Raw genomic sequence first — 15,248 nt, forward strand, 5'->3', positions numbered from 1 at the left:
GCCATCCCCTTTTTGGGAATGGCCTATCGTCATCGTCTATGCTCTTTTGTTTCCGCCAAGCGCCTTCATGATGAAGGATACGATCAGAATCAGGATGATGGCACCTAACAGTCCACCAATGATGCTGACGCCGCCGAGTTCCGGACCAAAGCTCAGTCCAAGTGCATTTGCAATTGCAGCACCGACAAGTCCTGCAATGATGTTACCGATGATACCGAATGGTACATCTTTTCCGAGAATAAGACCGGCGAGCCATCCGATGATGCCGCCTACGATTAATGTAATAATCCAACCCATTAGTAAAACCTCCGTGAAATTTTTAATATTATAACTGAATACATGAATTAAATACCCCGCACATCCACTCCAAAACTAAAAAATCCACGATGTAAATACTTGTCATCAAACAGTAATCCCCATGTAATAAATCTGAAAATGTCGTGCAGACATAAAATAAGGGCAGGAGATTAAGTATCTCCCGCCCTTTCATTTATTCCTCAAACACCGCTTCCACGACCTTTTCTGATGCCCTGCCGTCATCCCAGCTGCAGAAGCGGTCGTAGAATGCGTCGTATCTTTCCTGATATTCTTCCTCGATCTCGCCGATGTTTTCTATCGCATCGACGACTGCGTCATTCGTCATCAGCAGCGGCCCAGGGAGCTCGGTCTCCATATCGATATAGAATCCGCGCAGCTGTTCTCCGTACTTTTCGATGTCATACGTAAAGAAGAGCACCGGACGCCTGAGGTTGGCATAGTCGAAGAAGACGGATGAATAGTCTGTGATGAGCATATCTGAGGCGAGATAGAGTTCGCTGACGTCATCGTATTTGGAGACATCATATGCGAAGCCTTCCAGGCCGGTGAGGTTCATCTTGGATGCAACGACATAGTGCATCCTGAGGAGGATGATATATTCGTCGCCGAACTTCTCCTTCAGCCGCTCCAGATCCAGCTGCATCGAGAACTTGTATTTGCCGACTTTGTAGTATTCATCATCCCGCCACGTCGGCGCATAGAGGATGACCTTCTTATCTTTCGGCAGGCCGAGCTTCTCCTTGATGTCCTGGATGATGACGGGGTTGTCGTCGGTCATCAGGATATCGTTCCTCGGATATCCGGTCTCGAGCATGGTGTTGGTGAACCAGAATGCCCGCTTGAATATGGCGGACGAGTACGCATTCGGTGCGATGAGGTAGTCCCACTTGTCGGTCTCCTTGCTGAAGTTCTTCTTATACTTTGCGGCATTCGTCCCGGGCATATGTACATCATCCATATCCCCTGCGAGCCGCTTGAGCGGCGTACCGTGCCACGTCTGGAGATATTTCTGCCCTTCCCTCTTGATGTAGCTGTTCGGCATCCTGACGTTGCTGACGATATACTTTGCACGCGCCATATAATAGTAGTATTTCAGCGAGAAGCGCTTCACGGTCACCGGATCGCCGGGGAGCTTCTGCTTCTTGTTCAGCACCCAGACATGATTGTAGCCACTCCGGCTCTTGAGCATCTGCTGGTATATATACTTCGGGCTGTCGGAATAGGATTTGCCCTGGAAACTCTCGAAGATGACGAGGTCATCCATCAGCGGCTTCTTCATATATGAATATTTATAGATGAATTCCTTGCGGCCGTTCCGTTTCGTGAAGCCCCTCTTAGCATCCCGGAGGATATCCCGGACCCGGCTCAGCCTCTTGAATGTCCGCCTGCTTCGCGACTGGATGGTCCGCACATCAAGCTGCAGCACCTTGTCCTTCGTCTTCAGCACAGATGGATTGACCTTCCGGATCGTCTCCTGCAGCCCTTCGAAATGCACATCGATCTCATCCTTATTCTTGAACTTCACGATCAGATGCTTCCGGTAGAAGTTCAGCAGCAGCGTATCAAGCAGTGTCTCCGCTTCGAAACTGAGGCGGGACTGCTTGAGGCGGTTGTAGATGGCGAACATGTCATGCATGCGCTGTTCGATGGGCATCTGGCGGAGTGACGGATGGGTGATCGGATCGTTCCTTCTCCTCCGAAAATAAAGTGCCTCATAGACGAACGGCACCACTTCGACCGCTTCAAGCATCGGGATGACGAACATCAGGTCGGAATATGTCTGCTCCGCCTCGGCGAACTCCAGGTCCAACCGGTCGATCAAGTCTTTTTTGATGAGGAAGTGGAGTGCCGAATGATTCCGCACCAGATTATATCTGTTCCGGTGAAAGATGGTGGTCCGCCGCTGTTCGGCCGCACTCTCGATCTCGCTCGAATCGAGCTCAGTCCTGCGCATCCTGCCGCGGACGACCGGATGCCCGTCCATATTTTCGATGAGCATCTGCAGCGCATCACTCGAGATGTAGTCATCGCTGTCCAGGAAATATACATATTCGCCAGCCACCGCTTCAAGTCCGATGTTGCGGGCGGCGCCTGCCGTAATGTCTTTCGGTGTTTCGATGAAGCGGAACCGCGCGTCTTCAATGAACTTCTGTCCGACTGCCCGCTTCAGTGCATCCGTATCCGAATGGAGGATCAGCGCTTCAAAATCCGCATATGTCTGATCCACCACCGATTCCAGTGCCCTGTCTATATAATTCTCGTTCTTTTCTGCAGGTATAATGATGGAAATCATCTATTCCTCTGCACCTCTACTTTCATCGTTCCCCAACAGGTGGTCCACCAGGGAGAACCATTTATTCTGATAGCTGTCGATGCCGAACTGCGTCCGCATCGTCCTGCCTGCGGCGATGCCCATCTCCCTTGTCTCTTCAGGATGCTGGAGCATATGGATCATCCTTTTGGCAAGTGCGTCCGTATCGCCTTTTCTGATCAGGTATCCGTTCTCCCCATCTTCGATCATATCCGACGGGCCGTAACGGATGTCATAGCTGACGACCGGCGTCTCATTGACCATGCTTTCCATGACGGAGAGCGAGAAGCCTTCCGCCTTCGACGTGACGACGGACAGCGCACCGGAACGGTAGACGTTCTCCGGCCGCTGGGTGTAGCCCTTCACCTTTACGCTGTCTTCAAGGCCGAGCTTTTTGATCAGGTCCTTGTACTCCTGCTTCTTATCGCCCTGCCCCCAGATTTCGAGGGTCGCCTCCGGCACGGCCGCCACCACTTCCTTGAATGCCTTGATGGTATGGTCGATGCTCTTGATGCTGGAGAAGCGGGAGACGATGACGACCTTCTTCATATCCCGTTCGATCTTCCGGGTGCGCTGCTGCAGATTGATGATGAAAGTGCGCATGCCGGTGATCTTCGGCGGGCTCGGATCATAGTAGTTCGGTACGACGAACACCTTCTCGGGATGCCCGAAGCGCTCGACGATGTCCTGGCGCTGCTTCTCCGTCAGGACGACGAGGCCGTCGACGTCCTTGACGCTCTCGACGGCATACTTGTTGCGGCGGTTGAGTTCCGATGCTGGATCATCCGGATTGCGCAGGTGGTTGCTGTGGGGGCGGATGAGGCCCTTCACCTTCTTGTCATCGAGCAGCACCACGAGTTCATCCGTCGGCCGTGTATCCGAGATGACCACTGTATCACGGTCCGATTCAGCGATGACCTGATCCAGCCAGTCCTTCCTGTACGGCGTCTGGTCCCCGTCGGTTTCGGAGAGCACCCTGTCGTCCTCCCCGAAATTCTTGACCTGGGTGATCTTGTCCGTCTCCGGGTCATGGCGCATAGTGAGGATCACCTTCCCCTCCCGGTTGTAGAAGATCTCCTCCGCCACCTTGTTCTCTTCGGGGGTGAAGTGCTGGAGCCGCGTCATCTGGCCGTAGTAGTCGTAGTACTCCCTTTTCTCGCGCCGTTCATGCGCATCAAAGTAGTCGATGAAATCAAGCGTGTCATCCTCCCTCAGGGAGATGTACTTCATATACGCGTCGTCCCTGTACAGCCTGTAGGCATTATGCTTCGGACGCTTCGACACCCTGTAGTCCTTTTCATATTCCGAGATGTCGACCTTGACGCGCTTCCGGCTTACCTTGTCCGTCGGCCTGTACAGTGCACGCTCATGGAACAGGTTCCGGATGTGCACATTTTTGCTGACCTTGCCCATGCGCACGAGCTTTTTGCAGATGACCGGGAACCGCGGGTCATATCTGAAAGTCAGCAGTTCGGTCTCATAACCGGCATCGGCGAAAGTGCTCGCCTGCCGCAAGGACGCGTGCGTGAGCCCGCCCCGGTTCACATCCACGGAATTGAGTAAAAACAAGATTCTCGGTTTCATAGGATCATCCTTTTCCCGGCACTTTATTTGAATACATGCAGTTTATATTAATCCAATTATATATCAAATGGAAAGAAATAAGAAAGTCATGGTGCCGATTCCCTGCCGCTCCCCTGTTTAACCGTTTCCGACAGGGGTAATGAACTACTAAGATTGGATGCTTTTGAAGGACACATATACTGGAGGCAGAATCCATGGGAAGAATTGAAACGTTCGACAATAACAGCGATCTGCTCGGCAGGATCGAACACCTCAAGCTGAATGGTGTCGATGAGGCCCGGATGCTGGTGATATCAAAGGAGAATCTTGATGAGACGCTGCTCAGGCACCTCGACGTCAGGCGCATCAGTACCGAAGTCGACACGTGGGACCGGATCGTCGCGTGGCTGGCAGACGAGATTCCTGGCGATGAGGTCATCGGCAGCATGCCGCTCACGCCGGCTGAACAGAAGCGGTATACGGAAGAGATTGAAGCGGGCAGACTTCTGCTCCATATTGAAGACAGTGGAAGGATAGGTGATCAGCCAATGAGTGAAAAGGAATCCAGAAGGGTTGAACGCAGACAGGGTGCATCAGTCGACGAATACGACTACAATACGACCCGCGGTGACATCAACAGGATGGAAGATTTCGATAAGGATGAGGACTTGGTTTCCCGTGCATCCGAGGGCAGGGTGGAAAGCCCGGACCGGGAAAGGCGCATGGATGATGAAGACGAGGAGCGGATGACACTCCGTGAGGAGCGCCTCAATGTCGACAAGGAAAATGTCCAGGTGGGCGAAGTCGGCGTCGACAAGCATGTGACGACACGGCTTGAAGAGTTCGACGTCCCAGTCGACCGCGAGGAAGTGACGGTGGAGCGCCGTCCGGTGGACGGCAATCCGACGCTCGATGTCTACAGCAGGGATGATGCGGGCGACGATGAGAATGTCATGCGCATCCCGCTCACGGAGGAACGCGTGAAAATCATCAAGGAGACGGTCGTCACTGAGGAGATCGTCATCCGCAAGAATATCGTCACGGACAACCAGCATATCGCTGAAGAACTCCGCAAGGAGGAAGTCGACATCTCGGAACACAACAATACGCGGGAAAACTTCGATGACCATAGGAGATAGACAAAAGGGACAAGGCCCCCCGGGGCCCTGTCCCTTTCTTATGCATGGCGCAGCTACTGGTCGATGACCTCCACACCTTCCGGCAGATCCAGCCGGAAGAGATCCATCGCCGGCTCGATGCCAACGACAAGTGTGCCGACCTCATACTCCATCCGCGTCTCCCCCTGGTCGAGGACCTCCTTCAGTGTCAGCCAATGTTCCGCGTCAATCCAGAGGTCCATCGTCGTCCCGCTCTCCCGGGCTTCTTCCTTCGGGGTGAAGACGAGATGGTGGCCTGTGCGGCCGTTGACCGCCTCCTTACCCACCAGTTTGGAATCATGAGACATCCTGTAGCTTGAGAGCCGCCCCTTCATCGCTTCCGATGGTGAGGGCAGGCTCGACCCTTTGACCAGATTGGCTGTCCGTATTGCGGTATCTTCACCCTCCGTATAGAGCATCGAATGCTCATCATTGCCCACAATGTACTGGATCGGCGCATCTGCCTGCTCCACCTCCTTGCGGAAATGAAGTTCCCCATCCTTCCAATAGAACCATTCGCGTGTCAGCGTTTCGTCGGTCCGGCCGTCCATGTACGTCGTCACCTTCGACTCAAGATAATAGTTTTCCAACTGCTGATCCACCTCCGATGCGTTCTCGATCACTGCCTCCTTGCTGATATCTTCCGACGCCTCAGCCTGATTTCCTGAAGCCGCCGTCGTCTCCGTCTTATCCTCGGTCTGCTGATCCATTGGAGCACCTGCTCTCTCTTCTGATGTGCAGGCCCCGAGCATCAGCAGCACTCCGATCAGTACTGCTGGAATGAACTTCCGGTTCATCCTCTCCCTCCTTATTCTATCTCCTTCTTATCTTGTCACAAATTTACTTTATAGAATAAAGTATACATTAAAACACCATATATTATTACAATTTTCTGAAAATATGGGTCTTGTTGATACAATTTTATTTATGCCGTAACTTAATACATGCATAAATCATCCTTTTGACTTATTTTATAGGAAAGAGTGCACGGTTGTTGATAATTGCTGACATCTGTCGAATAATGGAAAATAAGCAGGCGCCTACTGATGTCCACACACCTTTGAGCCTTTAGGATAAGAAATTCTGATCGAGGGAGAGAAATATGAAGCGGTTCATTAATAAGCTGAAGCGGCCCAAGCTCCGGGGCATGAAATGGAATAAACGTATCGGAAAACCCGGCTGGCTCTTTAAGAAGATCCGGCGGTCCGCAGCCGCTTTCATCCAGCGCAGGCGGCAACAGAAAAAATTTCGGGAGACGGCACTTCACCAGTACTATTGGCAGTTCACGAATGAACAGCTGCAGGAGATGCATGACCGGACCGATTCGATGCGGACCCAGGGAGCCATCAAGCGGCTGATGAAGCAGCGGGGCTACAAATACGACTTCGAAGTCGATCTGTTCGTTCCGAATGATGCCGCCAAAGTGGAGAAGAGCGGGAAGGTCCACCTGCTCGAGAACCGGAAGATCCGAAGCTATGAGGAGATCGAATCCCAGCTGCGGGCGCGGGAAGAGGAAAAGGGATAGACCAAAAAACCCAGGCAGAGATGCCTGGGTTGATTCATGATCAGCTGATGATTGCGTTGTTCACGACCGCTTCCGGCTTTGCACCGAGGATCAGCAGGAATATTTCCGGCGCATCCGTATGCCTGTTCCTGTTGAGCAGGTCGCAGAACACTTCAAATCCCGGTGTCTTCTGGAGTTTCTCCACTTCATCGATGAGGATGTTCAGTACGGACAGCTTGATGAAGGCCGGCTGCGGTTCACGCGTCCCTCCCGTAATGAGGTCCGCAAGGTATCTGTACTTCACCTGAAGCTGTCTGGCGAAGCTTGTGACATGCTCGATTCTTGCGTAGAGTTCCGGGTGGTCTGTACTGATTGTGCAGAGGTCCTTCTGTACCTGATTGATGGTTTCCTGATTTGCATACATATATGTCCGCCCCCTATAGATTCCATGGTTTTTCGATGCTGATGTTCGTCGTCAGCTCTTTGCTGTGGTTACGGCGCTCCCGGCGCATGGCCGTACGCTGTGCGTTGGATTCATAGAGATATTTCTCCTCATCGGTTTCAGGCACGATGCCCGGTACCGGAATCGGACGCTTCGTCTCCTCATCGAGTGCAACGAAAGTGAGGAAAGCCGTCGCCGCCACTTTCCTATCCTCCGTCACGAGGTCCTCGGTGATGACCTTGCAGAACACTTCCATGCTGTGGTTGCCGGTCGAAGTCACGAATGCCTCGATGCATACGGATTCTGCCTGTGTGATGGGATGCAGGAAGTCGATGGAGTCGATGGAAGCCGTCACGCATTCCTTCACCCTTGCATGCCTTCTTGCCGCGAGTGACGCGACATTATCTATGCGCTTCATCAATACGCCGCCGAACAGCGTATCGTAGTTGTTCAAATCATTCGCAAACACCTGGTCGATGCTGATCACTTTACTGTCTTTTGGATTTTTGAAATCTGCCATAATGTTTCTACCTCTCATTCATCTGATGGACCCATCCTACACCTTGAAAACCCTTTCCAGAAAATAGTGGTATTTCATGGGGTCCATAGATAAAAACTATGAAAGCGGTATTAGGTGCTATTCATAGTACTGCTGGAAGAACTTCAGCCATTCCTTCGTGATGAAGTTCATGTAGCGGTCGCGGTTCCATATGACGCCGAGCCGCCATTTCAGCACCGGCTCATGGATGTCCACCGTCACCGAGGAACTCTTGAGCAGTGCCGCAACGCTTTCAGGCAGGATGCAGACACCAAGCTCCGCATTGATCATCTCCTCGATGAAGTGCCACTGGGCGGTGTTCGAGACGACCTTCGGTGTAAACCCTGCATTCTTGCATGCGGAAGTGATGATTTCATTCAAATAGAAATCCTCGTTGAACATGATGAAATGCTCATTCTTGAGTACCTTCAGATCGATGGAATCCTCATCTGCAAGCGGATGATCCTTATGCACCACAAGCTTCATCGGTTCCGTCAGGAAATTGAAGGCATCGAAGTCCTCCCCCTCTGTCGGCAGCACCGTAATGCCGATGTCGATCGTGTCCTGCCTAAGCCGCGTCTCTATCGTGCCGCTGCCGCTCTCGATCAGCTGGAACGTGATCTCAGGGTATAGTTCATGGAAGTCCTTGACGATGCCCATCAGCCTGCCGACATCCATGATCGGTGGCAGCCCGATCTTTATTTCCCCCTGGCGCATGCCGACCATGTTCTTCAGATCATTCTTCAGCTCCGAATGCCGGCGCAGTATCTCCTCGCACTGGTCGTAGAACACCTTGCCCGCATCCGTCAGCACGAACTTCCTCCGGTTGCGGTCGAACAGCTGCATCCCGAGCTCCGTCTCCACATCGTGGATTGCCTTGCTGATCGTCGGCTGCGATATGTACAGCTGGTTGGACGCCTCCGTCATGCTGCCGTGTCGTACGATGGCGGCAAAATAGCGCATATGCTTGATGTCCATTTGAAACACTCCCCCTCACTCTCATTTTACAAAGACCTTTCATATTATATACCCTTTCATTCCCAAGTGAACAAAAAAATCCAGAGAGATATTCGCCCTTGATCCCATGCGCGACTGTCACTATAAATATTTCAAATGTTTAGATAATTTCAATTCGGAAATCTATTAGTAAATGGACTTATAGATGAAAGCTGCATCCAAATATAAGGAGGCGAAGCATATGAGCAGGAAAGAAAGAGTGTGGTATGAAGAGAGCGGCGACAGGCTCGATCCGGGCCTGATCGAACAGCTGCGCAAGGACCAGAGGAATGTCTACCAGGCAACGGGAACGAGTGAAATCCCGATCATCATAAAATGCAGACAGGGATGCCGCGACGAGGAGAAGGATGACCTTTTCCAGAAATGCAATGTCGATTCCCATAACCATCTGGACCAGGAAATGCGCATCATCAACAGCATGAAGGGGACGCTGACACCGGACAAGATCAGGCAGATCAAAGATCACGAGGCCATCGAACGGATATACTATGACCGCCCGGTCTCGGCATACCTGGATATTACGGATTCGCAGATCGGGTCCGCACAGGTCAGGACCGACCATAACCTCAGCGGTAAAGGGGTGACGATTGCCGTGCTCGATACCGGCATCCACCCCCATGATGACTTGACCACACCTGAAAACCGCATCATCGCCTTTCATGACGTCATCAATGGAGAGACGGAGCCTTATGATGATAACGGCCATGGCACCCACTGCGCCGGAGATGCAGCAGGGAACGGCACAATGTCGGATGGTGAATACAAGGGACCTGCACCGGAGGCCTCCATCGTCGGGGTAAAGGTGTTGAATGGTTCAGGCGGCGGCAACCTGTCCAACATCATCGAAGGCATCGAATGGTGCATGGAAAATAAAGAAGAATACGGTATACAGATCCTCTCCCTGTCACTCGGTTCGGAAGCCTACGAATCATTCAGGAGGGACCCTCTGTCACTGGCAGCACAGGAAGCATGGCAGGCCGGCATGATCGTATGTGCCGCAGCCGGCAACAGCGGTCCGGCACCGTCCACCATCGGCACCCCGGCCATCAATCCATTCATCATCACCGTCGGTGCAGCAGACGACCGGGATACAGTCGAACGTTCGGACGATGAAATTGCCGAATACTCCAGCCGCGGACCGACCATCGACCAGTTCGTCAAACCAGACATCTATGCGCCCGGCACAAACATCGTCTCACTGCTGTCACCCGATTCTACAGTAGCAGCCGAACGCGCCGAACAGATCGTCGATGAACATTATATCCAGATGTCCGGCACATCCATGGCCACACCGATATGTGCAGGCGTCATCGCCCTCATGCTTGAAGCAAATCCAGACTTGAGCCCGAATGATGTGAAGAGCATCCTCCAGATGACCGGCGACCCGGCATTCGGCAGCGGATGGGGCTACATCGATGCACAACTCGCTGTCGAAATGGCACTCCGCCAGGCAGAAGATCGCCAAGCCTCCGCTTCAGCAGACGGGCAGTGATGAATGAAAATGGGGTGTGGGGGTTTTATTCACAGTGGGAAGCGCTCCGACTGTGAGTTAAGTCTCCAACTCACCCTCGCAGGCAAAACGACGGCAAGTTAACGTCCCAACTCACCGTCGCAGGCAAAACGATGGCAAGTTAACCCTCCAACTCACCGTCGCAGGCAAAACGATGGCAAGTTAAGTCTCCAATTCACCGTCGCAGACGAAACGACGGCAAGTTAAGCCTCCAATTCACCGTCGCAGACAGAACGATGGCAAGTTAACGCCCCAATTCACCGTCGCAGACAGAACGATGGCAAGTTAACGCCCCAATTCACCGTCGCAGGCGAAACGATGGCAAGTTAACCATAAATAAGGCACCCTCTGCCATTATTCGGTAGAGGATGCCTTATTTTTATGAATAAAACCTCGTCTATACTTCAATCTCCATTCCTACTTCCGCCAATACAACATTCTCTCCTCCTGCTGACTTGGCAGACGCTAAAAGCTCATCGAGATTGCCGTAGTGCGGCAGGTGGGACAGCACAAGTTTGCCGACACCTGCTTTTGCAGCCAGCCCACCGACTTCCTCAGCATTCATGTGCCCCATCTTCTCACCGTCTTCACCGGCGTACAGACTGCATTCCGAAATCAATACGTCGGCCCCTTCCGCAAAACGCACGAGACTCTTTCGATAGCTCGTGTCGGCGGTATAGACGAGCACATGCCCATCATCATCAGTGATCCGCATGGCGTATGTCTCGACCGTATGGGCATTTTTATGGAATTCGATCGAGAACCGTCCGACTTTGAATGTGTTGTCTTTTCCATATGCATGGAAGGTGTTGTTCCGCACCTTGTTCACCTGAGCCTCGACGCCCTTATCACCCGGTCCGTAGAAGTTGAGCGTCTTATCCACCCGGCCGAGCTGCGTGCTGATCATCCGCCCGAACAGGAATGATCCGATATCGACGGAATGGTCGTAATGATAGTGGGTGAGGAAAATATGGTGCAGGTCATTCAGATCGATGTAGTTCTGCACATGAGCAGCCACTCCGCTCCCTGCATCGAGCAGGATCGAGAAGCCGTCCTTCTCGACGAGATAGCCCGAAGTCGGTCCATTCTGCTTCGGGAAGCCGCCCCACATGCCGACAACTGTACATTTCATGTTATCCACTCCCGTTCATCATAATTGAATAAAAACCCCTCGCCTACCCGATTCTGAAGTGCCTGTTCATGCGCTCCAGTGTGCCGAGGATGCTGATGGCGGCAAGGTAGCTCGTCTTCGGATTATCGGGCAGCGGCTGGTTCTCCACTTTGAATTCCGCCTTGCCGAACGCCCCTTCTACTTCGATATGATGGATGTTGCGGTCGACATTCGGATCTGCGATGAGCAGCACTTCCGTCTCCTCGATGCCCATGCCGGCCATGCCAAGGATGATCGCCACGTTCATATTCTGCGGATAGAGTGTGATGGCCTCCTTCGCCCTGCCGTCGAACACCACCCGTTCGGACTGCAGATCCTCATAGCTGAGTGCAGCCGCGGGTTTCCTCGTCGTCAGCTTGACACGCTCCAATTCCCCATGCGACTGCGCATTCTGGATGAGGTCCAGGCCGCCGATCGCACCGGATGGCAGATGGAGGGTGTGGTCATGATGCTTCGCAATCTGCATCAATTCGGCCACAAGTGCGCCGTCCGCAAGTGCACCGACGCTGATCAGCATCGCATCCTTATGCTTGAGCACTTCCGGCATATGTGACTTCACCACTTCCCCATTTGCCGCTTCCACTACAATGTCTATATCTGACGACAGGAATGCCTCAAGGTCTGTATACAGCGTGATTCCAAACTCCTCTTCGAGATGCTGATACTTTTCTTCATTCCTTACAAAGACGCTTTTGACCTTCAGATTTTCATGGCGGTCATGATTGATCCGCTCCATCATCACATTCGCAATTGCTCCTGCACCAATGATTCCGATATCCATGTTGATCCCCCTTCACATAATCATCTATTCCTACTCTACCCGAACATCGGCCGTAAATACATAAAGATGGAATGCCTCCCGCAATCAGAAACATGAGAACGACAGAATCGGGTAGAGGATAGGGACTAAATGATTGGAGGGAAACATCATGGCAGTATTATTACAGGTGGATTTTGAAATGGAAGGCCCTTTCGGCACTGAAATGGCGGAAGGATTCCAAGACCTTGCCGAAAGCATCAATGAAGAGCCGGGCTTCCTGTGGAAGATCTGGACAGAGAATGCTAATGAAAAGGAAGCGGGCGGCATCTATGTATTCGAAACGAAGGAGGATGCCGAGAACTACTTGAAGATGCATACGGAACGGCTCGCAGGTTTTGGCATTAAAGATGTGAACGGTAAGATATTCAATATCAATAGGCAGCTTTCAAAAACCAACAATGCACCGATAGAATAGAAAGAATGCAGGGCCCGAACGGGCTCTGCATTTTTATGTCATTCCTATACAAATAATAATCACTCTGTATTTTCCTGATTCAGATATTCTTCCAAATCGTTTTTAATATTGCTGACCTGTGGTCCATAGACAACTTGAATGCCATTTCCTTTTTTGACGATGCCGGTCGAACCAGTAGATTTTATTGCTTTTTCATCAACCTGGTCCATGTCATTCAAAGTCACCCTCAAACGTGTAGCACAGTTGTCGAGCTCACTGATGTTTTCAGCGCCGCCAAGACCTTTTGCCAACACCAGGGTACGCTCGCTGGCATTGACGACCTGCGTCATATCCTCTTCTTCCCTGCCCGGCGTCTTCAATTTCATTTTCTGTATCATGAAACGGAATGTAACATAATAGAGCAGGAACCAGACGATTCCAATTGGGATGACATAAAGGAAATTCGTCTTTTCATTCCCTTGCAGAACCCCGAATAGAATATAGTCGATGAACCCCCCACTAAACGTCTGCCCGATTGTGATGCTGAAGATATCAGCCATCATGAACGCCAGTCCATCATAGACTGCGTGGATCACATAAAGGATCGGGGCCACAAAAAGAAATGAAAATTCTATAGGTTCCGTAATCCCGGTGAAGAAGGAGGTGAGTCCAGCAGAAAGCATTAGGCCACCCACCACTTTCTTGTTCTCAGGCTTGGCAGTATGATAAATCGCAAGACATGCGCCAAGCAGCCCGAACATCATTGTGATGAACCTGCCGGACATGAAGCGGGAAGTACCTTCGTAGAACTTATCGACATCAGGGTCTGCAAGCTGCGCAAAGAATATATTCTGAGTGCCTTGTATCAACTGTCCACCAACTTCCATCGTACCTCCAAGACCTGTCTGCCAGAACGGCAGGTAGAATATATGGTGCAGGCCGAAGGGCCCGAGCAGCCTTAGGATCAATCCGAAGAGGAAAGTGCCAAGTGCACCCGTTCCCGTCACCAGATCCCCTGCACTGAAGATGAGCGACTGGATGGGCGGCCAGATGAAGTACATTGCAATCCCAAGGAACATTGCAGAGAACGAAGTGATGATCGGTACGAACCTCGATCCGCCGAAGAATCCAAGGAATTGGGGCAGCGTAATTTTGTAATATCTATTATGTAGGATGGACGTCAGAATACCAACGATGATCCCACCGAATACACCCGTCTCGAGACTCTGTATCCCTACAGTCGTTCCTTGTCCCACAGCTGCCAGATTGTCTTCTGCCAGGCTGCCGGTAATGCCAAGTATCGCATTGATCGTTGCATGCATTACGAAGTACCCGAGAACTGCCGCCAACCCTGCAGTGCCCTTATCGTTTCTGGCCAGTCCGATGGCTACCCCTACCGCAAAGATGATGGGGAGGTTGGCAAAGACGATGCTGCCGGCAGAAGCCATTATCGTAAAGAGACTTTGAAGCCAGGCTATGTCCAGAATCGGATATGCAGAAATGGTATTGGGGTTGGATAAGGCACCACCGATACCCAGGAGCAGACCTGCTGCTGGAAGTATCGCTATCGGCAGCATGAATGATTTACCGAATGATTGTGCTTTCGAGAATAGATTTTTCATAGGTTTCACCTCTCACAAATAGTTTTATTATCTTTTAATATAATTTGTCCGAAATATTTTCTGAGATATCCAACTTTGTTTCTTCTGCCATTTTGAAGTTCTTGATGGTAAGTCCAGTGCAGATCAGGTCGATGACGAACAATTGGGAGACTTTGGATGTGAGGGAACCGCTGTCCAGCGGGTTCTCCTTGGCTGCAGATTTGAGGATGCAGTCGGCATGCTTCGTCAAAGGGGATTTGCTGTAGTTGGTTATTGCCACCACGCTCGCACCCTTTTGCTTGGCTGCAGCTATACTGTCTACGGTGTCCTTTGTACTGCCTGTTATACTGATGGCCACTACAGCAGTTTCACTGTCCATCGAAGCCGTCCGCATAACTTGGGAATGCGGATCACCAAACACTTCGATATTCTTTCCGATTCTGAGCAGCCTGTTCTGCATGTCAAGTGTGGCAATGGATGAAGCGCCTACTCCAAAGGCGACTATGTGCTTTGCCCGATCTAATATCCCTATCGCCTTTTCGAGCTCATCTTTCTCTATCACATGGTATGAATTTTCTATCGCATTGACCATGTTCCGTTTAACCTTGAATACGTATGACTCCTCATTCTCTTCCTCATCTTCTTCGTCGACTTCTTTGGCAAGTGAGAACTTGAATTCCTGAAACCCCTTATAGCCGATTTTTCTGAAGAATCTCAGCACAGTGGCTTCTCCGACCTCACACGCTTCAGCCAGTTCCGTCAGGGAATGGTAGATGACCAGGTCGGTGTGTCCGACGATGTAATCGTAGATTTTCAACTCAGATTTCGTATAGCCATTCTTATATTGCTCCAACCGGATGGTCGCCTTCAGATTTTCTGTCATATATTCCACTCCTTTACCA

15 protein-coding genes are annotated in these 15,248 nt (G+C 51.4%); 4 read left to right on the forward strand and 11 right to left on the reverse strand.

Going from position 1 to position 15,248, the window contains the following annotated elements; genetic code table 11:
* Positions 1-36: 36 nt before the first annotated feature.
* From EDC33_RS04780 to EDC33_RS04790, 3 genes are all read right to left on the reverse strand, one after another.
* Positions 37-297 carry a GlsB/YeaQ/YmgE family stress response membrane protein gene (locus EDC33_RS04780; protein ID WP_124010343.1) on the reverse strand — a complete coding sequence of 87 codons (261 nt, stop codon included), beginning with the start codon at positions 295-297 and terminating at the stop codon, positions 37-39.
* 193 nt (positions 298-490) lie between these two features.
* On the reverse strand, positions 491-2,611 hold the full coding sequence (locus EDC33_RS04785) for a bifunctional glycosyltransferase/CDP-glycerol:glycerophosphate glycerophosphotransferase (RefSeq protein ID WP_124010344.1): 2,121 nt from the start codon (positions 2,609-2,611) through the stop codon (positions 491-493).
* Positions 2,612-4,198, reverse strand: coding sequence for a glycosyltransferase (locus EDC33_RS04790; RefSeq protein ID WP_249036075.1), 1,587 nt, complete (start codon positions 4,196-4,198; stop codon positions 2,612-2,614).
* 209 nt (positions 4,199-4,407) lie between these two features.
* On the opposite strand from EDC33_RS04790, the gene EDC33_RS04795 reads away from it, so the two are divergent.
* Positions 4,408-5,331: a YsnF/AvaK domain-containing protein gene (locus EDC33_RS04795; protein ID WP_124010346.1), complete on the forward strand. Its 924-nt coding sequence runs from the start codon at positions 4,408-4,410 to the stop codon at positions 5,329-5,331.
* Positions 5,332-5,384: 53 nt separating this feature from the next.
* Here the strand turns inward: EDC33_RS04795 and EDC33_RS04800 are convergent, their stop codons facing one another.
* Positions 5,385-6,146: a LolA family protein gene (locus EDC33_RS04800; RefSeq protein ID WP_124010347.1), complete on the reverse strand. Its 762-nt coding sequence runs from the start codon at positions 6,144-6,146 to the stop codon at positions 5,385-5,387.
* A gap of 305 nt (positions 6,147-6,451) precedes the next feature.
* Here EDC33_RS04800 and EDC33_RS04805 point away from each other — a divergent pair, with 305 nt between their 5' ends.
* Positions 6,452-6,874 carry a hypothetical protein gene (locus tag EDC33_RS04805; protein ID WP_124010348.1) on the forward strand — a complete coding sequence of 141 codons (423 nt, stop codon included), beginning with the start codon at positions 6,452-6,454 and terminating at the stop codon, positions 6,872-6,874.
* Between the two features lie 40 nt (positions 6,875-6,914).
* Here EDC33_RS04805 and EDC33_RS04810 read toward each other — a convergent pair whose 3' ends face one another.
* The 3 genes from EDC33_RS04810 to EDC33_RS04820 all read right to left on the reverse strand — a co-directional run bounded on the left by EDC33_RS04810 (position 6,915) and on the right by EDC33_RS04820 (position 8,811).
* Positions 6,915-7,277 (reverse strand): hypothetical protein, encoded by a 363-nt coding sequence (locus EDC33_RS04810; RefSeq protein WP_124010349.1) that lies wholly within the window; start codon positions 7,275-7,277, stop codon positions 6,915-6,917.
* Between the two features lie 13 nt (positions 7,278-7,290).
* A complete protein-coding gene (locus EDC33_RS04815; protein WP_124010350.1) occupies positions 7,291-7,815 on the reverse strand; it encodes an acyl-CoA thioesterase in 525 nt (174 codons plus the stop codon).
* Between the two features lie 117 nt (positions 7,816-7,932).
* Positions 7,933-8,811, reverse strand: coding sequence for a LysR family transcriptional regulator (locus EDC33_RS04820; protein ID WP_124010351.1), 879 nt, complete (start codon positions 8,809-8,811; stop codon positions 7,933-7,935).
* A 220-nt stretch (positions 8,812-9,031) separates the two neighbouring features.
* Between EDC33_RS04820 and EDC33_RS04825 the strand changes: the two genes are divergently transcribed.
* Entirely contained in the window at positions 9,032-10,342 is a 1,311-nt protein-coding gene (locus tag EDC33_RS04825) for a S8 family peptidase (RefSeq protein ID WP_124010352.1), read from the forward strand.
* Positions 10,343-10,757: 415 nt separating this feature from the next.
* Here the strand turns inward: EDC33_RS04825 and EDC33_RS04830 are convergent, their stop codons facing one another.
* Positions 10,758-11,492: an MBL fold metallo-hydrolase gene (locus EDC33_RS04830; protein ID WP_124010353.1), complete on the reverse strand. Its 735-nt coding sequence runs from the start codon at positions 11,490-11,492 to the stop codon at positions 10,758-10,760.
* Between the two features lie 43 nt (positions 11,493-11,535).
* Complete coding sequence (nadX, locus tag EDC33_RS04835) at positions 11,536-12,312, reverse strand: aspartate dehydrogenase (RefSeq protein ID WP_124010354.1); 777 nt, start codon at positions 12,310-12,312, stop codon at positions 11,536-11,538.
* Between the two features lie 148 nt (positions 12,313-12,460).
* Between nadX and EDC33_RS04840 the strand changes: the two genes are divergently transcribed.
* A complete protein-coding gene (locus EDC33_RS04840) occupies positions 12,461-12,766 on the forward strand; it encodes a monooxygenase (RefSeq protein WP_124010355.1) in 306 nt (101 codons plus the stop codon).
* Between the two features lie 59 nt (positions 12,767-12,825).
* On the opposite strand, the gene EDC33_RS04845 is transcribed toward EDC33_RS04840, so the two are convergent.
* Positions 12,826-14,367: a maltose/glucose-specific PTS transporter subunit IIC gene (locus EDC33_RS04845; protein WP_124010356.1), complete on the reverse strand. Its 1,542-nt coding sequence runs from the start codon at positions 14,365-14,367 to the stop codon at positions 12,826-12,828.
* 34 nt (positions 14,368-14,401) lie between these two features.
* Positions 14,402-15,229, reverse strand: a complete 828-nt coding sequence (locus EDC33_RS04850; protein WP_124010357.1) for a MurR/RpiR family transcriptional regulator — start codon at positions 15,227-15,229, stop codon at positions 14,402-14,404.
* Positions 15,230-15,248 lie beyond the last annotated feature (19 nt).

This window comes from Salinicoccus roseus, assembly GCF_003814515.1.
GTDB lineage: Bacteria > Bacillota > Bacilli > Staphylococcales > Salinicoccaceae > Salinicoccus > Salinicoccus roseus.